The following is a 19,216-nucleotide window of genomic DNA, read 5'->3' as shown; positions in this document are numbered from 1 at the left end:
AGCGCTTTTCAGAAACGAAACACGGCGTGACTTGAGGCCTTGCTCCACAAAGCGCAAGGCCGGGCCACGCATTTATTGCTTACTTGACGGCGCCCTTGGGCAAGACCTGGACCACAGCGCTGCGCTGGATCTTGATCTCCACGCCATTGGCGATCTCGAGGCCGAGGTACTGGTCGCCGAGCGAAGTGATCTTGCCGAGCACGCCGCCGGCCGTGGCCACCTCGTCACCCTTGGCGAGCGCCTCGATCATGGCGCGGGCTTCTTTCTGGCGCTTCATTTGCGGGCGGATCATCACGAAATACAGCACCACGAACATCAGCACCAGGGGCAGCATGCTCCCGAGCGAAGACAACATGTCGCCACCGCCGGAAGCAGCGGGCGCGGTTTGGGCGAAAGCAGAGGAAATGAACAAGAGAGTCTCCAGCAGAGAGAAGAGGAATGTCAGAAGCGCGGAACGGGCCCGCGGTTCCGCGGCCCCGTGGAAAAGGCCGCGAGTCAGAGCGTGAAGCGGCATCGGCCGCGCACAGCAGCGGGCATTGTATTCGTGGCAATGCCCCGCTCCGCGCGCTTATCCGGCGCGCCGGGCAGGGCTTTCCAGGGCTTGGGGCGCGCGTCTGGCGCTATCTTTTCGGGAGCACAGTACAGCCGGAGGCCGGCTGCTCCCAAGAATCAGGCCGCTACGCGCTGCGCCGTCTGCGGGTTGCGCCACTTGGCGAGCAGTTCGCTCCAGCGGGTGCGCGCGGCAGCCAGGTTGCGCTCCTTCACATGGCCGTAGCCGCGAATCTGCTCGGGCAGGCTGGCAATCTCCAATGCCAGGGCGTGGTTCTCGGCGTGCAGGCCGGCAATCACCTCTTCGATGCTCGCGCGGTATTCACCAATGAGCGCGCGCTCGGTCTTGCGCTCTTCGGTGCGCCCGAAGATGTCCAGGGTCGTGCCGCGCAGGCCCTTGAGCCGCGCCAGCAGCCTGAAGCCGGAGAGCATCCACGGGCCGAATTGCTGCTTCTGCAGCTCGCCCTTGGTGTTCTTCTTGGCGATGATGGGCGGCGCAAGGTGGTAGTTGAGCTTGAAGTCCTTGCCCATCTCGCCCTCGAACATGCCCTCGACCCGGTCCAGGAAGCTGCGGTCGGTGTGCAGGCGCGCCACTTCGTATTCGTCCTTGTACGCCATCAGCTTGAACAGGTAGCGGGCGACCGTTTCGGTCAGCGCGGTCTTGCCCAGCGCCGATTCGGCCTGCTGCACCTTGCCCACGAACTGGCGGTATTCGTCGGCATAGGCCGCGTTCTGGTAGCCCGCCAGGAATTCAGCCCGGCGCGCCACCAGGCTTTCGACGGTTTCACGCTTCTTGAACTCGATGACCTGGCCGGGGCGCACACGCTTTTGCAGCGCGCCCGGGTTGGCGGCCGCCTGGCGGCCCCAGGCGAAGGCGGTCTTGTTGTTCTCGACCGCCACGGCGTTGAGTTCGATGGCGCGCAACAGCGACTCGAGCGCCAGCGGGATCCAGCCCTTTTGCCAGGCAAAGCCCAGCAGCATCGGGTTGGCGTAGAGGCTGTCGCCCATCAGCGTGGTGGCGGCCGCGTCCGCGTCGAAGGTGCCGAGCGCATCGGTGCCCACGACGCGTGCGATCTGGTTCGCGCAGTCGTCTTGCGGATTGACCCAGTTGGCGTTGCGCACAAAAGCGGCCGTGGGCGTGCTGTGCGTATTGAGCGCCACGTGCGTGCGCCCTTCGCGCATGCGCGCCAGGGTTTCGGCGTTCACCGCCACCAGCGGATCGGCCGCCAGAATGAGGTCGGCCGCGGCGGTGCCGACGCGCGTGGTGCGAATCGCGTCCTGCGATTCGCCGATGAGCGCATGGCTCCAGGTGGCGCCGCCCTTCTGTGCCAAGCCGGCCGCGTCCTGCGTGACGATGCCCTTGCCCTCGATGTGCGCCGCCATGCCCAGCAGCTGGCCGATGGTGATCACGCCCGTGCCGCCGACGCCGGCGACCACGATGCCCCACACCTGGTCGCGCGCCAGCACCGGCACGGCCGGCTCGGGCAGCGGGCCGAGTTCGAGCGGCGTATCGGCCTTGTTCTTCGTCTTCTTCTTGAGCTGCCCGCCTTCAACGGTGACGAAGCTCGGGCAGAAGCCCTTGAGGCAGCTCATGTCCTTGTTGCAGCTGCTCTGGTTGATGGTGCGCTTGCGGCCGAACTCGGTTTCGAGCGGCTCCACCGACAGGCAGTTGCTTTTCACGCTGCAGTCGCCGCAGCCTTCGCAGACCAGGTCGTTGATGACCACGCGCTTGGCCGGATCGACGGCCGTGCCCCGCTTGCGGCGGCGGCGCTTCTCGGTGGCGCAGGTCTGGTCGTAGATGATGGCGGTGGTGCCGACAATCTCGCGGAACTCGCGCTGAATCTCGTCGAGCAGGTCGCGGTGCTTCACCGCCACATGGTCGCCGGGGATGGTCACGCCTTCGTACTTCTCAGGCTCGTCGGTCACGATGACGACCTTCTTCGCGCCTTCGGCATGCAGGCTTTCGGCAATCTGCAGCACCGAGTGGCCCTCGGGCCGCTCGCCGACCTGCTGGCCGCCGGTCATGGCCACCGCGTCGTTGTAGAGAATCTTGTAGGTGATGTTCACGCCCGCGGCAATGCTCTGGCGAATGGCAAGCAGGCCGCTGTGGAAATACGTGCCGTCGCCCAGGTTCGCGAAGATGTGCTGGTCGGTGGTGAAGGGCTGCTGGCCCACCCACGGCACGCCCTCTCCGCCCATCTGCGTGAAGCCGATCGTGGAGCGGTCCATCCAGGTCGCCATGAAGTGGCAGCCGATGCCGCCCATGGCACGAGAGCCTTCGGGCACCACGGTGCTGGTGTTGTGCGGGCAACCCGAGCAGAACCAAGGCTGGCGGTCCGCGCCTTGCACGCCGCCCACCTTGAGCACTTCCATCGAGCGCTCCTTGGCTTCGAGGATGGCGATCTGCGCATCGATGCGCGCATGCATGTCGGCGCCGGCCTGGTCCAGGATCCCGAGCTTGCGCAGGCGCTGGGCAATGGCCTTGGCGATGAGCGCGGGGTTCAGGTCGGCATTTGCGCGCAGCAGCGTGTTGGCGGTGGGGTTGGGCATGGCCCATTCGCCGCCGGAGAAATCGCCGTCGAGCTCGTTGAACTTGCCGAGCACGTTGGGCCGAACGTCGGCGCGCCAGTTGTAGAGCTCTTCCTTCAGCTGGTATTCGATGACCTGGCGCTTCTCCTCGACCACCAGGATTTCCTGCAGGCCGGTGGCAAAGTCGCGCGTGAGCTGCGCCTCCAGCGGCCACACCACCCCCACCTTGTGCAGCCTGATGCCCAACTGGCGGCAGGTGGCGTCGTCCAAGCCGAGGTCGATCAACGCCTGCCGGGTGTCGTTGTAGGCCTTGCCGCTGGCCATGATGCCAAAGCGATCGTTCGGGCCTTCGATCACGTTGTGGTTGAGCCGATTGGCGCGGATGTAGGCCAGCGCGGCGTACCACTTGTAGTGCATGAGCCGCGCTTCCTGCTCGAGCGCGTGGTCGGGCCAGCGGATGTGCAGGCCGCCGGGCGGCATCTGGAAATCGGTGGGAATGACGATCTCGACGCGGTCCGGGTCGATCATGGCCGTGGCGCTCGACTCGACGATTTCCTGGATCGTCTTCATGCCCGACCAGATGCCCGAGAAGCGGCTCATCGCAAAGGCGTGAATGCCCAGGTCCAATATTTCCTGCACATTGGCCGGAAAGAACACCGGCGTGCCGCAGGCCTTGAAGATGTGGTCGCTCTGGTGCGCGGCCGTGCTGCTCTTCGAAATGTGGTCGTCGCCTGCCACCGCAATCACGCCGCCCCATTCGGTGGTGCCGGCCATGTTGGCGTGCTTGAAGACGTCGGAGCAGCGGTCCACGCCCGGGCCCTTGCCGTACCAGATGCCGAAGACGCCGTCGAACTTGTTGGTGCCCGCGGGCGAGAAGCCCAGTTGCTGGGTGCCCCAGAGCGCCGTGGCGGCAAGCTCTTCATTCACGCCGGGCTGGAAGACGATGTTCTGTTCCTTCAGGAACTTGCTGGCCTTCCATAGCGCCTGGTCATAGCCGCCGAGCGGAGAGCCGCGATACCCGCTGATGAAGCCCGCGGTGTTCTTGCCGGCCTGCTTGTCGCGCAGCCGCTGCAGCATGGGCAGCTTGACCAGCGCCTGCACCCCGCTCATGAAGGCCCGGCCGTAGTCGAGGCTGTATTTGTCGTCGAGCGTGACGGTTTCCAGCGCCTTGCGGATGTGCTCGGGCAGCGGTGCGTTCATGTTTGTCTGTCTCCGTGTGGCAGGGCCTTGTGGGCCTGGCTGATGGGTGTGGGTCTGTGCCCGGGTCGGGCGCGGGCCCATGATCACGCAAAGTGTATGCCGGGGCCAGCGACAGGTGTTTGCGTTCTTCGCCTCAAAAAAACGCCTTTTAGAAAGAATCTTGCTTAATATCGGTACTTATGGAAAGCATTGACAAGTTCGACCTTGCAATCCTGCAAGAACTGCAGGCCGATGGCCGCCTGACGAATGCCGAGCTTGCGCAGCGCGTAGGCCTTTCGGCCGCACCCTGCTGGCGCCGGGTGCGCGCGCTGGAAGAAGCCGGCTTCATCAAGGGCTACCACGCCGAGATCGACCGCCACAAGATCGGGCTTGGCGTGCTCGCTTTCGTGCGAGTGGACACCGAACGTGTGACGCACGACGCCACCCAGCAACTCGAGGACGCCATCCGCAAGCTGCCCGAGGTGGTGGCCTGTCACTACATCAGCGGCACCGGCACCTTCGAGCTGCAGGTGGTGGCGCAGGACCTGGACAGCTTTTCGGCCTTCGCGCGCCAGCACCTCATGAACCTGCCGAACGTGAAAGACCTGCACACCAGCTTCTCGCTGGGCGAAGTGAAGGCCAGCAGCGCCTGGCCGCTCGGGCACTTGGCACGCTAGCTGCAACCTAGAATTCCCGCCCACCCCATACATATAGATGCCGCCAGCTGGCGGAACAAGAGGAAGAGGACCCCGCATGAACTCCATCCGCCGCGCCCTGGCGCTCGGCCTTGCCGCCGCCACGCTCGCCTTCGGCGCCCAGGCACAGAACCGCGAACTCACCGTGGCCTCCAGCGCCACCTACGCGCCCTTCGCCTTCGAGAACAAGGACAAGCAGATCGTCGGCTTCGACATCGACATCATCAACGCCATTGCCAAGCAGCAGGGCCTGAAGATCAAGGTGGTCAACACGCCGTTCACCGGCATCTTCGGCGCGCTCAACAACGGCGACGTCGACCTGGTGATTTCGGGCGTGACCATCAACGACAAGCGCAAGCAGAGCTACGACTTCACGCCGCCCTACTTTGCGGCGCGACAGCTCATCGCACTGCCCAAGAGCAGCACGGTCGCGTCGCTGAAGGATCTTGCCGGCAAGAAGATTGCCGTGGTGAGCGCCTCCACCGCCGACGACATCGCCTCGCGCGAGTTCGGCAAGACCAGCCCCAACATCCGCCGCTTCGAGAGCACGCCGCTCATCATTTCGGAGCTGGCCGGCGGCGGCGTCGATGCCGCCATGGGCGACAACGGCGTGATCGCCTACCGCGTGGCGCAGAACCCCGAACTCAAGACCATCGACGACAAGTCCTTCCCTGAAGAGGGCTTCGGCATCGTGGTGAAGAAGGGCGACAAGGCGCTGCTCGACAAGCTCACGGCCGGCCTGGCCGCCATTCGCGCCGACGGCAGCTACAACACGATCTACAAGAAGTGGTTCAACAAGGACCCGAACGCCCGATGAGCAGCAGCACGTCCGGCCCGGGCGCAAGGGAGCACTAGATGGAACAGCCGATCCTGTTGTTCGGATGGTTCCGCTGGGACATCCTGGTCGAATACAAAGACCTGTTCTGGCAAGGCGCCTGGATGACGCTGCGCATGACGGTGGTGTGCGTGCTGCTGGGCGCAAGCTGGGGCCTGTGCCTGGCGCTGGCGCGGCTCGCGCAGCCGCGTCATGCGCCCTGGACGTGGGTTGCGCGGTTCTTCCTGCGCTGGCCGGCCACGGTGTACGTGAGCTTCTTTCGCGGCACGCCGCTCTTTGTGCAGATCCTGCTGATCCACTTCGCGGTGATGCCGGTGTTCATTCACCCGAGCACGGGCCTCCTGATCGACGGCGACCTGGCGCGCACGCTCAAGCAGGAACACGGCGCGCTCATTTCGGGCGTGGTGGCGCTCACGCTCAATTCGGCGGCCTACATCTCCGAAGTGTTCCGCGCCGGCATCCAGTCGATTTCGCGCGGACAGTTCGATGCGGGCCGGTCGATCGGCTTCACGCCCGCGCAGGTCATGCGCTACGTGGTGCTGCCGCAGGCCTTCCGCCGCATGCTGCCGCCGTTGGGCAACAACGCAATCGCCTTGCTCAAAGACACGTCGCTGGTCTCGGCCATCGGCCTGGCCGAACTGGCCTACGCCGCACGCACGGTGGCCGGCGCCTATGCGCGCTACTGGGAGCCGTACCTTGCGATTTCGGTGGTGTACTGGGTGATGACGCTGATGCTCACCACGATGCTGCGGCGGCTCGAACACCGCCTGGCGCGCAGCGACAGGGGATAGGCACAATCGGGCGACATGCCACCGATTTCCCCCGAAGAGACACCCATTCCCCCCGCGCGGCCGCAGCCGCCGAAGTTCGCGGCGCTGGAGCCGCTCAAGCTGCCCGTGTTCCGCATGCTGTGGAGCACCTGGCTCATCGCCAACATCTGCATGTGGATGAGCGACGTGGCGGCGGCGTGGATGATGACTTCGCTGACCACCTCGCCCATCTGGGTGGCGCTGGTGCAGTCGGCCTCCACCTTGCCGGTGTTCCTGCTGGGGCTGCCCAGCGGGGCGCTGGCCGACATCCTGGACCGCCGGCGCTGGCTGGTGGCCACGCAGTTCTGGCTGGCGGGCACGGCCATCGTGCTGTGCGCGGCCATTGCGCTGGACATGATGACCGCACCGCTTTTGCTGGCACTCACTTTCGCCAACGGCATCGGCCTGGCGCTGCGCTGGCCGGTGTTCTCGGCCATCGTGCCTGAGCTGGTGCCGCGGCCGCAGCTGCCGGCGGCGTTGGGCCTGAACGGCATTGCGATGAATGCCTCGCGCATCATCGGCCCGCTCACGGCCGGCATGCTGATTGCCAGCGCGGGCAGCGTCTGGGTGTTTGCGCTCAACGCGGTGCTGTCGGTGGCCTCGGGCTTCGTGGTGCTGCGCTGGCGGCGCGAGCACAAGCCCAATCCGCTGGGGCGCGAGCGGCTCATCAGCGCCATGCGCGTGGGTGTGCAGTTCGTCTGGCAGTCGCAGCGCATGCGGGCGGTGCTCTCGCGCATCACGATCTTCTTCTTTCACTCCACCGCGCTGCTTGCGCTGCTGCCGCTCCTGGCGCGCAACCTCGAGGGCGGCGGCGCGGGCACCTTCACGCTGCTGCTGGCCGCCATGGGCTCGGGCGCGATCGTCGCGGTGCTGTTCCTGCCGCGGCTGCGCCAGGCGCTGGGGCGCGACCAGCTGGTGCTGCGCGGTACGGTGCTGCAGTCGCTCGCCACCGGGGTGATGGCTTTTGCGCCCAACGCGTGGGTTGCGGTGCCTGCCATGTTCTTCGGCGGCATGGCGTGGATCACGGTGGCCAATTCGCTCTCGGTGTCGGCGCAGCTCGCGTTGCCCGACTGGGTGCGCGCACGCGGCATGTCCACCTACCAGATGGCCATCATGGGTGCGAGCGCGATCGGCGCGGCGCTGTGGGGCCAGGTGGCCACCGTCACCAACCTGCGCTCCAGCCTCGAAATTGCCGCGGTGAGCGGCACGCTGATGATGCTGGCGGCGCTGCGCTGGGTAACCGACGTCTCGGGCGAAGAGGCCGACATGAGCCCCGCGCGCGCCGGATGGGCGGCGGGCCCGCCCGCGGAAACGCCCGAAGAAAACGGCCGCGTGGTCATCACCATCGAATACATGATCGACCCGGCACGCGCGGCGGCCTTCCACCTCGTGATGCACCAGACGCGCCGCGCACGGCTCGGCCAGGGCGCCATCGGCTGGGAACTGCTGCACGACATCTCGGAGCCCGGCCGCTACGTGGAAGAGATCGTCGACGAAAGCTGGACCGACCACCTGCGCCGCTTCAACCGCGCCACGGCTGCCGACATGGCCTTGCGCGAACGGCGGCTGGCGTTTCACATCGGCGAGTCGCCGCCCGTGGTGACTCGCTATGTGGTCAAGCGCTGAATCAGACCGGCCGCTTTGGTTTGGGGCAGTTGTTTTTGGGTGATCGGCCTGTCTGGGTAACTACCGACTCATCTTTTTTTGACCGATTGGATAATTTAGACCATCATCCCGCCCTGATTGCCCGTCACCACGAGGTACGCCACGATGAACCCGGTCCCCCTGCGCAGCCGCTTCTGGTCCGACCTGACCAGCGAAGAGTTCTCCCGCCTCGACCGTGAACGGCTCATTGCCGTGCTGCCGGTCGGCGCCACCGAACAGCACGGGCCCCATCTGCCCATGTCGACCGACACGGCCACCATCGACGGCATGGTGCGCGCCACCCTCCCGCACCTGCCGGATGACCTGCCGGTGCTGTTTCTCCCCACCGTGCCCTACGGCAAGAGCAACGAGCACTCGCGCTACCCGGGCACGCTCACCGTGTCCGCGAACACGCTGATCTCGCTGTGGAAGGACATCGGCGCCTGCGTTGCAAAAGCCGGGGTGCGCAAGCTGGTGCTCTACAACAGCCACGGCGGCCAGATGAGCGTGATGGACATCGTAGCGCGCGACCTGCGCGAGGAACACGGCATGATGGTCGTGGCCGCCAACTGGTACACGCTGGGCCTGCCCGAAGGCCTGTTCACCCCGCACGAGGGCAAGCACGGCATTCACGCGGGCGACCTCGAAAGCTCGGTGATGCTGCACCTCACGCCCGACTACGTGCGGAAGGACCAGTTCCAGAACTTCAGCTCGATGACCGAGCAGCTGGCCGCTGAAAACAAGTTTCTCTCGATCACGCCCAGCGGCAAGCTCGGCTGGCAGATGCACGACATCAACCCTGCGGGGGCCGCCGGCGATGCCACGCGCGCCACTGCCGATAAGGGCGCCGCGGTGCTCGACCATGTGGGCCGGCGCTTCGTCGAGCTGCTGCACGAGGTCGACCGCTTTCCGCTTTCGCGCCTTGCCAACGAGCCCGCCTGGAAATGAGCTCCACCACCGCCACTCCGCCGCTGGTCAGCCTGCGCCACGTCAGCAAGCGCTTTGCCAACGGCACGCTCGCACTGCAGGGCATGACGCTCGACATCGGCGAGCACGACTTCATCAGCTTTCTCGGCCCATCGGGCTGCGGCAAGAGCACCGCACTCAGGCTCATCGCCGGGCTCACCCGGCTCAGCTCGGGCGACATGCACTGGTCCGGCGCCAACACCGGAAAGACGCAGAGCGACCGCGACCTGGGCTTCGTGTTCCAGGAGCCCACGCTCATGCCGTGGGCCAAGGTGTTCGACAATGTGTGGCTGCCGCTCAAGCTGGCCGGCATGAGCCGCGATGCGGCCGCGCCGGTCGTGCAGCAAGTGCTGGAGATGGTCGGCCTCTCGCGCTTTGCCGACGTGTACCCGCGCGAGCTTTCGGGTGGCATGAAGATGCGCGTGTCGATTGCGCGCGCGCTGGTCACGCATCCGCGCCTGTTGCTGATGGACGAGCCCTTTGCCGCGCTCGACGAAATGACGCGCATCAAGCTCAACAACGACCTGCTCGCCATCTGGCGCGAACATCGCTTCTCGGTGGTGTTCGTCACGCACAGCGTGTACGAGTCGGTGTATCTCTCCAATCGCATCGTGGTGATGGCCGCCCGCCCCGGCCGCGTGATCGACGAGATCCGCATCGATGAGCCGTACCCGCGCGGCGAAGAATTCCGCACCTCGAGCCGCTACAACGCGCACTGCACGGCGGTGTCGCAATCCCTGCACGGAGCGCTGCATGACGTCGATCACTGAGCCCGTGGCGCCCGCCGCCGAGGTGGCGGCGGACCCGGCCGATGCGGCGCCGTCGGAAGCAATGCTGCGCGCGCATGAAGACAAGCTGCGCCGGCGCGATTCGGTGCTGCGCATCGTGGTGCCGGCGGCCATCGTCATTGCGCTGCTGCTGGCATGGGAATGGATGGTGCGCGCCAACAACATTCCGCACTACATCCTGCCCGCGCCTTCGCTCATCCTGCGCACGCTGTTCGACAACTGGGCGTCGCTTTCAAGCGCGCTGTGGTTCACGGTCAAGCTCACGCTGCTGGCGCTGGCCGCGGCCATCGTCGGCGGTGTGCTGCTGGCGATTGCGTTCGCGCTCTTCAAGTGGGTGGAGATCGGCCTTTTCCCGATTGCCGTGATCCTGCAGGTAACGCCGATCATCGCAATTGCGCCGCTGATATTGATCTACGTCTCGAGCACCACCGCGGCGCTGTTGCTCTGCGCATGGATCGTGGCTTTCTTTCCGATCCTGTCGAACACCGTCGTCGGCCTGAAAAGCGCCGACAGCAATCTGCGCGACCTGTTCCAGCTCTACAAGGCCTCGCCCTGGCAGACCTTCCGCTACCTGCTCGCGCCCAGTGCGCTGCCGTACTTCATGGCGGGCCTGAAGATTGCCGGCGGGCTGAGCCTGATCGGCGCGGTGGTGGCCGAGTTCACGGCAGGTACGGCGGGCAAGGAAACGGGGTTGGCTTCGCGCATTCTCGAATCAAGCTTTCGCACCGAGATCCCGATGATGTTCGCGGCGCTGCTGCTGGTGTCGCTGCTCGGTATCGTGGTCTTCATCGTGTTCGCTGCGTTGTCGCGCCTGGTGCTCGGCCATTGGCATGAAAGCGAAATGCGCCGTGAACGCTAGCACCATGGCAGCAGCGCAAGTCGACTGGAGCGCCCTGCATGCGGACCTGCGCGGGCTCAACGTCATTACCGCGCCAAACCAACGCAAGCAGCTGTCGAAAGACTTCTACTGGTACAGCCCCATCCTCACCGCGCAGCTCGCGGGCTGCGTGGCAGACCTCGTCGTGAAGGTCAGCACCGAGGACGATGCGCGCCAGGCCGCGGCCGTGGCCGCCAAGTGGAAGCTGCCGCTCACCGTGCGCGCCGGAGGCACCGGCAACTACGGCCAGTGCGTGCCGCTCGAAGGCGGCATCGTGCTCGACGTAACGCAGATGTGCCGCGTGCTCGACATCCAGCCGGGCCGCATGCGCGTGGAGGCCGGCGCGCGCATGCACGACATCGACCTTGCCGCGCGCGAGACAGGCCAGGCGCTGCGCATGTGGCCCTCGACCTGGCATGTGGCCAGCATCGGCGGTTTCATCGCGGGCGGCTTCGGCGGCATCGGCTCCTTCCGCCACGGCATCCTTCGCGACCCGGGCAACCTGCTGCGCGCGCGCGTGATGACGGTGGAGCGCGAGCCGCGCACCATCGAGCTGCACGGCGACGAAATCCAGCAGGTGCACCACGCCTACGGCACCAACGGCGTGATCCTCGACGTGGAGGTGGCGCTAAACCCGGCAGTCGAATGGGTGCACTGCACGGTGCTGTTCGACACATACCGCGGCGCACTCGACTTCGGCATTGCCGCGCAGGCGCCGACGCTGGACATCTTCTTGCTCTCGACCGTCGAAGCGCGCTTTTCGCCCTACTACACGGCGATGCGCGACCGCTTCCCAAGCAACCGGCATGCGGTTTTCACCATGGTCTCGCCCGAATCGATGGCGGATTTCCGCGCGCTGGCCAATACGCACGGCGGCACGATCTCTGTCGCCGGCACGGAGGCCGAGCTGCTCGCCGACGGTCTGCCGCCCGCCTATGAATGCGCGTTCAACCACACCACCCTGCAGGCGCTGAAGGCCGACCGCGGCTGGACGTACCTGCAAGTCGCCTACGCCCAACCATTCGACCCGGCAGTTGTCGAGCGCCATCTGCAAATCTTCGGTGACGACGTTCTGCAGCACCAGGACTTTGCGCGCGCCGGCGGCGAATGCGGCACCTTCGGCATCCTGCTGGTGCGATGGAAGGGCGAGGCCCACCAGTACGAAGTGATTCGCGAGATCGAATCGCAGGGCGGCTGCCAGATCTTCAATCCGCATGTGTTCACCATCGAGGACGGCGGAATGAAGACCATCGACACGCAGCAGATCGAGTTCAAGAAGCGCAGCGATCCTATGGGTTTGATGAACCCTGGAAAGACGCGCGGCTGGACTCCCGATATGGCTGTGGAGCGTTGAAATGACGTCGTGCTTTGTCTTTGGCGGCGTTGGTCTCGAGGGCAGCTGTTCGTGGTGCGCACCCGCCGCGTGCCCAAGTGCACAGGGCATCGGGTGCTCCGCGCAGCGAAATAAAGGAGGAGGGGCGCAGCCCCGGGGGACATTCGCGGAGGGGAGTACCCGGTGGCCTTTGCACACGCCCTGAACACAGCGCCAAGAACAACAGCACCTCCAAAAACGGCGCCCAAAAGTTCCATCAGACGCCCGCTGACATGAAAATCCCCCGCAGCATTCAACCCAGGAGTCCACTGCCATGCGCGTTCCCGCTCTGACCATCCGTCCGCTTGCTCTAGCCCTTGCCCTCGCGGCCGCTGCCTTCGCCGCACAGGCGCAGGAAAAAGTGGTGTTTGCCACCAACTGGAAAGCGCAGGCCGGCCACGGCGGCTTCTACCAGGCACTGGTGGACGGCACCTACAAGAAATACGGGCTCGACGTCGACATTCAGCAGGGCGGCCCCATGGTCAACAACCGGCCGATGCTGCCGGCCGGCAAGGTCGACTTTCTGATGACCGGCAACCTGCTGCAGTCCTTCGACAACGTGAAGAACGGCGTGCCCACCGTCGTGGTTGCGGCCTTCTTCCAGAAAGATCCGCAGGCCATGTTTGCGCACCCGGGCCAGGGCTTCGACACCTTCAAGGACATGGCCAAGGCCCCCGTCGCCTTCATCGGCAAGGACGGCCAGTTCAGCTTCTGGCAGTGGATGAAGTCGGAGCACGGCTTCAAGGATTCGCAGCTCAAGCCCTACACCTTCAACGTGGGCCCGTTCCTGGCCGACAAGAAGTCTATTCAGCAAGGCTACGCCATCTCGGAGCCGCTGTCGATCAAGGCGCAGGCCGGCTTCGACCCCGTGGTGCAGCTGCTGGCCGACAACGGCTTTTCGACCTACTCGACCACCATCGAAACGCGCGCCGACCTCGTCAAGACCAAGCCCGAAACCGTGCGCAAGTTTGTCGAGGCCTCGATCATCGGCTGGAACAACTATCTCTACGGCGACAACAAGGCAGCCAACGAGATGATCGCCAAGATCAACCCCGACTCGCCTGTGGCCGCATCGCAGGGCTCCATCGAACTCATGAAGAAGATGGGCATTGTCGACAGCGGCGAATCGCTCACCAAGGGCATTGGCGCGATGGACGAAGCACGTGTGAAGGACTTCTACGACAAGATGGTGAAGGCCGGTTTGTACAAGCCCGGCGAGATCGACCTTTCGAAGGTCGTGACCACGCAGTTCGTCAACAAGGGCGTCGGGCTCGACGTTCGCAAGAAGCTCGCCGGCAAATAAGCGGCTCGGTTTTTTCCCGCGGGCCGCGCGGGGCTTGCGCCGGGGTCAGATGCCGGCGCCTGGGTTGCCATAAGGCACTGCGCGGCTCTTTGTTCCCTGGGCTCTGACCCCGTCTCGCCGACAGGCGAACCGGCCCTCTCTTTCATGAAAACGCTCGTCGTCCACTGCCATCCGAACCCTGAGAGCTTCAACCACGCGCTCTACCGCACGGCCCTTGCGGCGCTGGAGCCGCGGCACCCCGTCAAGGCCATCGATCTGTACGCCGAGGGCTTCGACCCGACGCTGACGCGCGAAGAGCGCATCGCCTACTTGGACAACCCCGAACTCATCCGCGAACGCGTGAAGCCCCATGTCGAAGCGCTGCTGTGGGCCGAGCACCTGGTGTTCGTCTACCCCACCTGGTTTCATGGACCGCCGTCCATGCTCAAGGGCTGGCTCGAGCGCGTGTGGCTGCCCGGCGTTGCGTTCCTCCCCGCAGAGCGCAAGGGGCAGGTTGCCAAGTCGGGCATGCGGCACATCCGGCGGTTGACGGTGGTGACCACGGGCGGCTCGCCGCGCTGGTTCGTGATGCTCATCGGCGACCCGGGCCGACGGCTCTTCACGCGCGCGCTGCGGGCGCTGTTTGCGTGGCGCTGCAAGGTCACGTGGCTGCAGCTGCACGACATGAACGCAGTCACCGAACGCGACCGCATCCATTTCATCGAACGCGTGTCGCGCAAGCTGCAGAGCATCTAGCCAGGGAGACACACACCATGAGCCTTGAACGCATGCTCACCGTCCGCGTCGAACGCATCTCGCGGCAGACGCCGGAAATTCTGGCTTTCGAGCTGGCGCATCCGTGGGGCCGTGGACTGCCGGGCTATGAAGCCGGCGCGCACATCGATGTGTTCATGCCCGGGGGCTTCTCGCGCCAATACTCGCTGGCGCGATGGTCTTCCGATGCGCCGTCGAATGCCGCCTCGTACGTGATCGGCGTGAAGCGCGAGGCCCAAAGCCGCGGCGGCTCGGCCTCGATGCACGAGCGCGTGCGCGAGGGCGACCTGCTGGCCATCAGCGCGCCGCGCAACACCTTTCCGCTGCGCGAAGCGGCAACGCGGCACTTGCTGCTGGCCGGCGGTATCGGCATGACGCCGCTGCTGGCCATGGCCCAAGCGCTTGCGGCACGCGGCGCCAACTTCACCCTGTGCGTGTTCGCGCGCAGCGAAGAGCACCTGGCCTTTGCAGACGCACTGCATTCGCCGACGCTCGCACCGCACCTGCGGCTGCACCTGGACCAGGGCGATGCCACGCAGCGCATCGACCTGCGTGCGCTGCTGGCCGAGCGTGCACCCGGCACGCACCTGTACGTCTGCGGCCCCGGCGGCTTCATGAAGGCGGTGCGCGAAGCGGCTGCGCACTGGCCCGAAGACGCGCTGCACGCCGAATACTTCGCCGCGCCGGCCGATGCGAACACCAGCACCGGCCTGCCCTTCACGCTGAAGCTCGCGCAGCGCGGCATCACGGTGCCGGTGGCGGCCGACCAGACCGCCGTCGATGCACTGCATGAAGTCGGCATCGACATTCCGGTGTCATGCCAGCAGGGCCTGTGCGGTACCTGCGTGGTCGAAGGAGACGGCGAAGGCGCGGAGCACCGCGACTTCTGCCTCACGGGCACCGAGCGCCGCACGAAAGTGGCCCTGTGCTGCTCGCGCGCCAAGGGCCAGGAACTGGTACTGCAGCTGTGAATGCGCGGCCCGCAATCGGCACTACCGACGAAAGCATCGGCGAGGCGCCCGCCACGCGCGGCCGTTCGCGCAAATACACGCAGGTGCTCGGCGTCATCAACCAGGCCGCCATCGAGGTGTTTGCCAGTGAGGGACTGGCGGGCGCATCCACCCAGGCGATTGCCGACAAGGCTGGGCTTTCGAAGGCGCAGCTGCACTACTACATCGAGAGCAAGGAAGCGCTGTACCGCCAGATCCTGCAGGACATTCTCAACGACTGGATCGTGGTGTTCGGCTTTGCGGACGAGGCCTTCGGCCCGCGCAAGGTGCTGGGCGACCTGATCCACCGGAAGATGGTGTTCTCGTTCGAGCACCCGCTGCGCTCGCGTATTTTTACGGCCGAGATGATGCACGGCGCCCCCGTGCTCAACAGCATGATGGACACGAGCAAGCAGCGCACCGACCAGGCCGCCGCCGTGATCCAGAACTGGATGAACCAGGGCCTGATGGACAAGGCCGACCCGATGCTGGTGCTGTTCCACATCTGGGCCGTGACGCAGTTCTATGCCGACCACGCCACGCAGGCCGCGTACTTTCGCAACGTTGCGCAAGACGGCGACGACAGGGACCGGCGCTACCTGATCGAGCAGGTGACCGAATTCCTGCTGAAGGGCGCGGGCGTCAAATAGGCCGGTGCTGCGGCAGGTACATGGTGGCTTCCACTTCCACCAGCACTTCGTCGCCCGGCAGGAAGCGCGACACCTCGACCACCGTGCTCACCGGCGGCTCGCCCGGATAGAACAGCCCGCGCACGCGGTTGTAGAACGCATAGTGCGGCAGGTGCCGAAAGTACTGCACCAGCTTGACCACGTCTTCCATGGTGCCGCCGTGCTCGGCGGCAATCTGGCGGATGCGTTCGAGCACGAACCAGCTCTGCGCCACGATGGGCGCTTCGAAGATGTCGACCGACATCTGGCCCGTGGCATAGCCCACGCCCTGCAAGGCCGTGCGGGCTTCTTCGGGGATGGCGTCGTAGCCGGCCACAGCGCGTCGCGTGGCCGGATCGACCGCGACCACGCCGCTCATGAAGACGAAATCGCCCACGCGCTTGGCGGCGGCGTAGTTGGCCATTGGCTTGCCCATACTCGTCGTGCTTTTCATTGTGTTTGCTCCAGAATTTGACCGGCACGGATTACGGTGCGTTGGCGCCCGCGCGGTCCGATGAGTTCATGCTCATCGGTGGCCGCGAGCAGCACCAGGTCGGCGGGGCAGCCCGGCGCAATGCGTCCGTCCCACGCAAGGCCGAGCGCCTTCGCGGGGCTGACGGTGATCGCATCGAACCATTCGCCCGCGGGTGCGAGGTGCGCCATTTGCACGCCAAGGCCGAAGGTTTCCAGAAGATCGTAGCTGCCATAAGGATAGAAGGCGTCCTGCACGTTGTCCGTTGCCAGGCTCACACGCAAGCCCCGTGCCGCCGCCTCGTGGATGCGCGTGATGCCGCGTTGCACGGGCGTGCGGTCCCAGGCACCCTGGAGGTACAGGTTGGTGGTCGGCAGCGAAACGATGTGAAGACCCGCGCCGGCGCACAGTGCCAGCGTTTCGTTGGCCACCGCATCGTCCTGGGCGGTCAGCGAGCAGCAGTGGCCGCAGACCACGCCGCGCCGGAACTCGCGCGCGCGAATCAACTGCGCAATGCTGCGCAAGCCGCTCGCGTCGGCGTCGAGGCCTTCGTCGACATGAAAGTCGAGACCCAGGCCATGGTCTTGTGCCAGGTCGAAAACGCGGCCTAGCTTGTGCAGCAGGCCTTCGTTGCGATAGACGAAGGCACCGAGCGTGCCGCCCGCGCGTTTTACCTCGCGCGCGATGCGCTCGCCGGCGTCGAGGTCCGCAAACAGATCCAGCGGGGTGAGAGAGACGAACTGCAGCTCGATGCGCCCGCGCCATTCATGGCGCAAGGCTTCGAACACTGCGAGCGCGGCCGGCGGCTCGGCCTGCACCCAGTCGATGTGCGTGCGCAGCGCGCGCGTGCCTGATTGCCAGGCGTCGTGCAGCGCGCGTGCCATGCGCGGTCGCAGCGCTTCGCCGGTCCAGCCCGCGCGGTGCTTGTCCATGCGTTCGATGGCCGCGAACAGGTTGCCCTCGGCCGCGCCGACCTCCTGCACGGTGTAGTTCTTGTCGATGTGCGCGTGCGCTTCGACCAACGCACTCAGCAAGGTGCCACGCGCGCTCGACTGCGACGCGCTCGGCACGACGGCCTGCACACGGTCGCCGGCCAAGGTCACGTCGAACACCTGCGCATCGCCCGCGGCAAAGCCTCGCAGCCGCGTCGGAATGCGCACGGACTCGAGCTTCATGCGTGCTGTTGCAGTGCCCGCAGCCAGCCCAGGCCGGCCGAAGTGCCGCCGGGTTCCATGCCGCGGCTGGGCCGGTATTCGCAGCCGATCCAGCCCTGCCAGCCGCACTGCGCCGAGACTTCGTCGATCAGGTCGAACAGGTATGGGTAGTTCTGCTCGCCGATGTCGGGCTCGTGGCGCTCTGGAACGCCGGCAATCTGAATGTGGCCCACGCGGCCGGTCGGCAGGTACTTACGGATCTTCATGGCCACGTCGCCTTCGACGATCTGGCAGTGGTAAAGATCCATCTGCACCTTGAGGTTGGGCGCGCCCACCATGTCGACGATTTCGTGCGCGTGGTCTTGCCGGTTCAGAAAGAAGCGCGGAATGTCGCGCGTGTTGATCGGCTCGATCAGCACGTCGCGGCCCGCCTTGGCGGCTTCGGCGGCGGCCCAGCGCAGGTTGTCCACATACACAGGCTGCACGGCTTCGCGTTCCAGGCCCTCGGGCACCAGGCCCGCCATGATGTGGATGCGCGGGCAGTCGAGCGCCGCGGCGTAGTCGATGGCCTTGGCCATGCCTTCGCGAAACTCGGCGTCGCGGCCCGGCAGGCAGGCAAGGCCGCGCTCGCCGCCGTCCCAGTTGCCCGGGGGGCCGTTGAAGAGCACCTGCTGCAGGCCGTTGTGCTTCAGGCGCGCAGCAATCTCGTTGCGGTCGAAGGCATAAGGGAACAGATATTCGACGGCCTTGAAGCCATCTTTCGAGGCGGCTTCGAAGCGGTCAAGAAAGTCGAGCTCCGGATAGAGCATCGAGAGGTTGGCGGCAAATTGAGGCATGGGGTGCTTTTTACTATTACCAGCGCGCGCCGAAAGTGCGGCGCAGTTCGTCGATCTGTTCATCGCTCAGCGGCTGGGGTTTGGCCGTGCCGGTGAGCAGATGGAGCTTTGCGGTTTCTTCGAGTTCCTCGAGCACGGCCATGGCGGAGGCCGGAGTCTCGTGCCACACATTGGGTCCGAGGCGTTCGAGCATCACGGCACGAATCGGCGTGCCGGCCGCACCGCGGCGCTCAATGGCTTGTGCGACCAGCTCGGCCGCTTCGGGCGCGCCGGGGCGGTGATAAGGAATAAGCGGCACGTGACCGACCTTCATCACGAAATACGGCGTGAGCGCGGGCAGGAGTTCATCGCCTTGCGCGCCAAGCGTGAGTGCAACGCAGTGCGTGCTGTGCGTGTGAATTACGCAGGCCGTGCCTACATCGAATTTGCGCGCCGCCGCATAGATGCGCGTGTGCAGCGCAATGGTCTTGCTGGCTCGGTCGCCGGCTGTCTGGTTGCCCTGAGTGTCGAGCTTGGCCAAGCGCGCGGGGTCGAGGAAGCCGAGGCAGGCATCGGTTGGCGTGATGAGAAAGCCGTCATCGAGCCGCACGCTGATGTTGCCTGCCGTCGCATGCACATAGCCGCGTTCGAAAAGGCTGCGGCCTACGCGGCAGATTTCTTCTCTAGCCTGGGTTTCGTTCATGTCGCTTTTCCGCGCTTTGTATTGCGTCGTTCAGGGCGTGTGCACAGGCCACCGGGTACTCCCCTCCGCGAATGTCCCCCGCCTTCGGCTCCTCCTTTATTTCGCTGCGGGGAGCA

General features: G+C 65.6%; 18 protein-coding genes. 12 read left to right on the top strand and 6 right to left on the bottom strand.

Going from position 1 to position 19,216, the window contains the following annotated elements; genetic code table 11:
• Positions 1-79 precede the first annotated feature (79 nt).
• Both yajC and V9K97_RS23635 read right to left on the bottom strand, forming a co-directional pair.
• Positions 80-412: a preprotein translocase subunit YajC gene (gene yajC / locus V9K97_RS23640; protein WP_126748582.1), complete on the bottom strand. Its 333-nt coding sequence runs from the start codon at positions 410-412 to the stop codon at positions 80-82.
• 257 nt (positions 413-669) lie between these two features.
• Positions 670-4,278 carry an indolepyruvate ferredoxin oxidoreductase family protein gene (locus tag V9K97_RS23635; RefSeq protein WP_337321090.1) on the bottom strand — a complete coding sequence of 1,203 codons (3,609 nt, stop codon included), beginning with the start codon at positions 4,276-4,278 and terminating at the stop codon, positions 670-672.
• Between the two features lie 179 nt (positions 4,279-4,457).
• Between V9K97_RS23635 and V9K97_RS23630 the strand changes: the two genes are divergently transcribed.
• The 12 genes from V9K97_RS23630 (at position 4,458) to V9K97_RS23575 (ending at position 15,938) form a co-directional block, all read left to right on the top strand.
• The gene (locus tag V9K97_RS23630; RefSeq protein WP_337321089.1) at positions 4,458-4,934 is read left to right on the top strand and encodes an Lrp/AsnC family transcriptional regulator; all 477 of its coding nucleotides are present in this window, start codon (positions 4,458-4,460) and stop codon (positions 4,932-4,934) included.
• 76 nt (positions 4,935-5,010) lie between these two features.
• The gene (locus tag V9K97_RS23625) at positions 5,011-5,769 is read left to right on the top strand and encodes a basic amino acid ABC transporter substrate-binding protein (RefSeq protein ID WP_337321087.1); all 759 of its coding nucleotides are present in this window, start codon (positions 5,011-5,013) and stop codon (positions 5,767-5,769) included.
• A gap of 38 nt (positions 5,770-5,807) precedes the next feature.
• Positions 5,808-6,578 carry an amino acid ABC transporter permease gene (locus tag V9K97_RS23620; RefSeq protein ID WP_337321085.1) on the top strand — a complete coding sequence of 257 codons (771 nt, stop codon included), beginning with the start codon at positions 5,808-5,810 and terminating at the stop codon, positions 6,576-6,578.
• A gap of 15 nt (positions 6,579-6,593) precedes the next feature.
• On the top strand, positions 6,594-8,222 hold the full coding sequence (locus tag V9K97_RS23615; protein WP_337321083.1) for an MFS transporter: 1,629 nt from the start codon (positions 6,594-6,596) through the stop codon (positions 8,220-8,222).
• A gap of 144 nt (positions 8,223-8,366) precedes the next feature.
• Positions 8,367-9,188: a creatininase family protein gene (locus V9K97_RS23610; RefSeq protein ID WP_337321081.1), complete on the top strand. Its 822-nt coding sequence runs from the start codon at positions 8,367-8,369 to the stop codon at positions 9,186-9,188.
• Positions 9,185-9,976 carry an ABC transporter ATP-binding protein gene (locus V9K97_RS23605; RefSeq protein WP_337321079.1) on the top strand — a complete coding sequence of 264 codons (792 nt, stop codon included), beginning with the start codon at positions 9,185-9,187 and terminating at the stop codon, positions 9,974-9,976. The genes V9K97_RS23610 and V9K97_RS23605 overlap by 4 nt, the downstream gene beginning before the upstream one ends.
• The gene (locus V9K97_RS23600) at positions 9,960-10,853 is read left to right on the top strand and encodes an ABC transporter permease (RefSeq protein WP_337321077.1); all 894 of its coding nucleotides are present in this window, start codon (positions 9,960-9,962) and stop codon (positions 10,851-10,853) included. The genes V9K97_RS23605 and V9K97_RS23600 overlap by 17 nt, the downstream gene beginning before the upstream one ends.
• Before the next feature lie 4 nt (positions 10,854-10,857).
• On the top strand, positions 10,858-12,225 hold the full coding sequence (locus V9K97_RS23595; protein WP_337321075.1) for an FAD-binding oxidoreductase: 1,368 nt from the start codon (positions 10,858-10,860) through the stop codon (positions 12,223-12,225).
• A gap of 292 nt (positions 12,226-12,517) precedes the next feature.
• The gene (locus V9K97_RS23590; RefSeq protein WP_258502939.1) at positions 12,518-13,546 is read left to right on the top strand and encodes an ABC transporter substrate-binding protein; all 1,029 of its coding nucleotides are present in this window, start codon (positions 12,518-12,520) and stop codon (positions 13,544-13,546) included.
• Between the two features lie 144 nt (positions 13,547-13,690).
• Positions 13,691-14,281 carry an NAD(P)H-dependent oxidoreductase gene (locus V9K97_RS23585; RefSeq protein WP_258502940.1) on the top strand — a complete coding sequence of 197 codons (591 nt, stop codon included), beginning with the start codon at positions 13,691-13,693 and terminating at the stop codon, positions 14,279-14,281.
• Between the two features lie 17 nt (positions 14,282-14,298).
• Complete coding sequence (locus tag V9K97_RS23580) at positions 14,299-15,270, top strand: PDR/VanB family oxidoreductase (protein WP_337321073.1); 972 nt, start codon at positions 14,299-14,301, stop codon at positions 15,268-15,270.
• Positions 15,267-15,938: a TetR family transcriptional regulator C-terminal domain-containing protein gene (locus V9K97_RS23575; RefSeq protein ID WP_337321072.1), complete on the top strand. Its 672-nt coding sequence runs from the start codon at positions 15,267-15,269 to the stop codon at positions 15,936-15,938. The genes V9K97_RS23580 and V9K97_RS23575 overlap by 4 nt, the downstream gene beginning before the upstream one ends.
• Here the strand turns inward: V9K97_RS23575 and V9K97_RS23570 are convergent.
• Genes V9K97_RS23570 through V9K97_RS23555 form a run of 4 tightly spaced genes read right to left on the bottom strand, consistent with a single transcriptional unit; the run spans position 15,931 to position 19,100 of the window.
• Positions 15,931-16,410: a RidA family protein gene (locus V9K97_RS23570; RefSeq protein ID WP_258502944.1), complete on the bottom strand. Its 480-nt coding sequence runs from the start codon at positions 16,408-16,410 to the stop codon at positions 15,931-15,933. The two genes, V9K97_RS23575 and V9K97_RS23570, sit on opposite strands and share 8 nt — an antisense overlap.
• On the bottom strand, positions 16,407-17,603 hold the full coding sequence (locus V9K97_RS23565) for an amidohydrolase family protein (protein WP_337321069.1): 1,197 nt from the start codon (positions 17,601-17,603) through the stop codon (positions 16,407-16,409). Before V9K97_RS23565 ends, V9K97_RS23570 begins: the two co-directional genes overlap by 4 nt.
• Complete coding sequence (otnI, locus tag V9K97_RS23560; RefSeq protein WP_337321067.1) at positions 17,600-18,418, bottom strand: 2-oxo-tetronate isomerase; 819 nt, start codon at positions 18,416-18,418, stop codon at positions 17,600-17,602. Before otnI ends, V9K97_RS23565 begins: the two co-directional genes overlap by 4 nt.
• Before the next feature lie 16 nt (positions 18,419-18,434).
• Complete coding sequence (locus tag V9K97_RS23555) at positions 18,435-19,100, bottom strand: class II aldolase/adducin family protein (protein ID WP_337321065.1); 666 nt, start codon at positions 19,098-19,100, stop codon at positions 18,435-18,437.
• Positions 19,101-19,216: the final 116 nt, after the last annotated feature.

The organism is Variovorax sp. CCNWLW186, assembly GCF_037203865.1.
Taxonomy (GTDB): domain Bacteria; phylum Pseudomonadota; class Gammaproteobacteria; order Burkholderiales; family Burkholderiaceae_C; genus Variovorax.
Note: the sequence above shows the minus strand (reverse complement) of the source record. Positions and strands in the feature narration are given on the sequence as shown.

Coding starts and splice junctions, on each gene's coding strand:
- V9K97_RS23635 (WP_337321090.1), bottom strand. CDS start 4,278: ATGAACGCACCGCTGCCCGAGCACATCCGCAAGGCGCTGGAAACCGTC.
- V9K97_RS23630 (WP_337321089.1), top strand. CDS start 4,458: ATGGAAAGCATTGACAAGTTCGACCTTGCAATCCTGCAAGAACTGCAG.
- V9K97_RS23625 (WP_337321087.1), top strand. CDS start 5,011: ATGAACTCCATCCGCCGCGCCCTGGCGCTCGGCCTTGCCGCCGCCACG.
- V9K97_RS23620 (WP_337321085.1), top strand. CDS start 5,808: ATGGAACAGCCGATCCTGTTGTTCGGATGGTTCCGCTGGGACATCCTG.
- V9K97_RS23615 (WP_337321083.1), top strand. CDS start 6,594: ATGCCACCGATTTCCCCCGAAGAGACACCCATTCCCCCCGCGCGGCCG.
- V9K97_RS23610 (WP_337321081.1), top strand. CDS start 8,367: ATGAACCCGGTCCCCCTGCGCAGCCGCTTCTGGTCCGACCTGACCAGC.
- V9K97_RS23605 (WP_337321079.1), top strand. CDS start 9,185: ATGAGCTCCACCACCGCCACTCCGCCGCTGGTCAGCCTGCGCCACGTC.
- V9K97_RS23600 (WP_337321077.1), top strand. CDS start 9,960: ATGACGTCGATCACTGAGCCCGTGGCGCCCGCCGCCGAGGTGGCGGCG.
- V9K97_RS23595 (WP_337321075.1), top strand. CDS start 10,858: ATGGCAGCAGCGCAAGTCGACTGGAGCGCCCTGCATGCGGACCTGCGC.
- V9K97_RS23590 (WP_258502939.1), top strand. CDS start 12,518: ATGCGCGTTCCCGCTCTGACCATCCGTCCGCTTGCTCTAGCCCTTGCC.
- V9K97_RS23585 (WP_258502940.1), top strand. CDS start 13,691: ATGAAAACGCTCGTCGTCCACTGCCATCCGAACCCTGAGAGCTTCAAC.
- V9K97_RS23580 (WP_337321073.1), top strand. CDS start 14,299: ATGAGCCTTGAACGCATGCTCACCGTCCGCGTCGAACGCATCTCGCGG.
- V9K97_RS23570 (WP_258502944.1), bottom strand. CDS start 16,410: ATGAAAAGCACGACGAGTATGGGCAAGCCAATGGCCAACTACGCCGCC.
- V9K97_RS23565 (WP_337321069.1), bottom strand. CDS start 17,603: ATGAAGCTCGAGTCCGTGCGCATTCCGACGCGGCTGCGAGGCTTTGCC.
- otnI (WP_337321067.1), bottom strand. CDS start 18,418: ATGCCTCAATTTGCCGCCAACCTCTCGATGCTCTATCCGGAGCTCGAC.
- V9K97_RS23555 (WP_337321065.1), bottom strand. CDS start 19,100: ATGAACGAAACCCAGGCTAGAGAAGAAATCTGCCGCGTAGGCCGCAGC.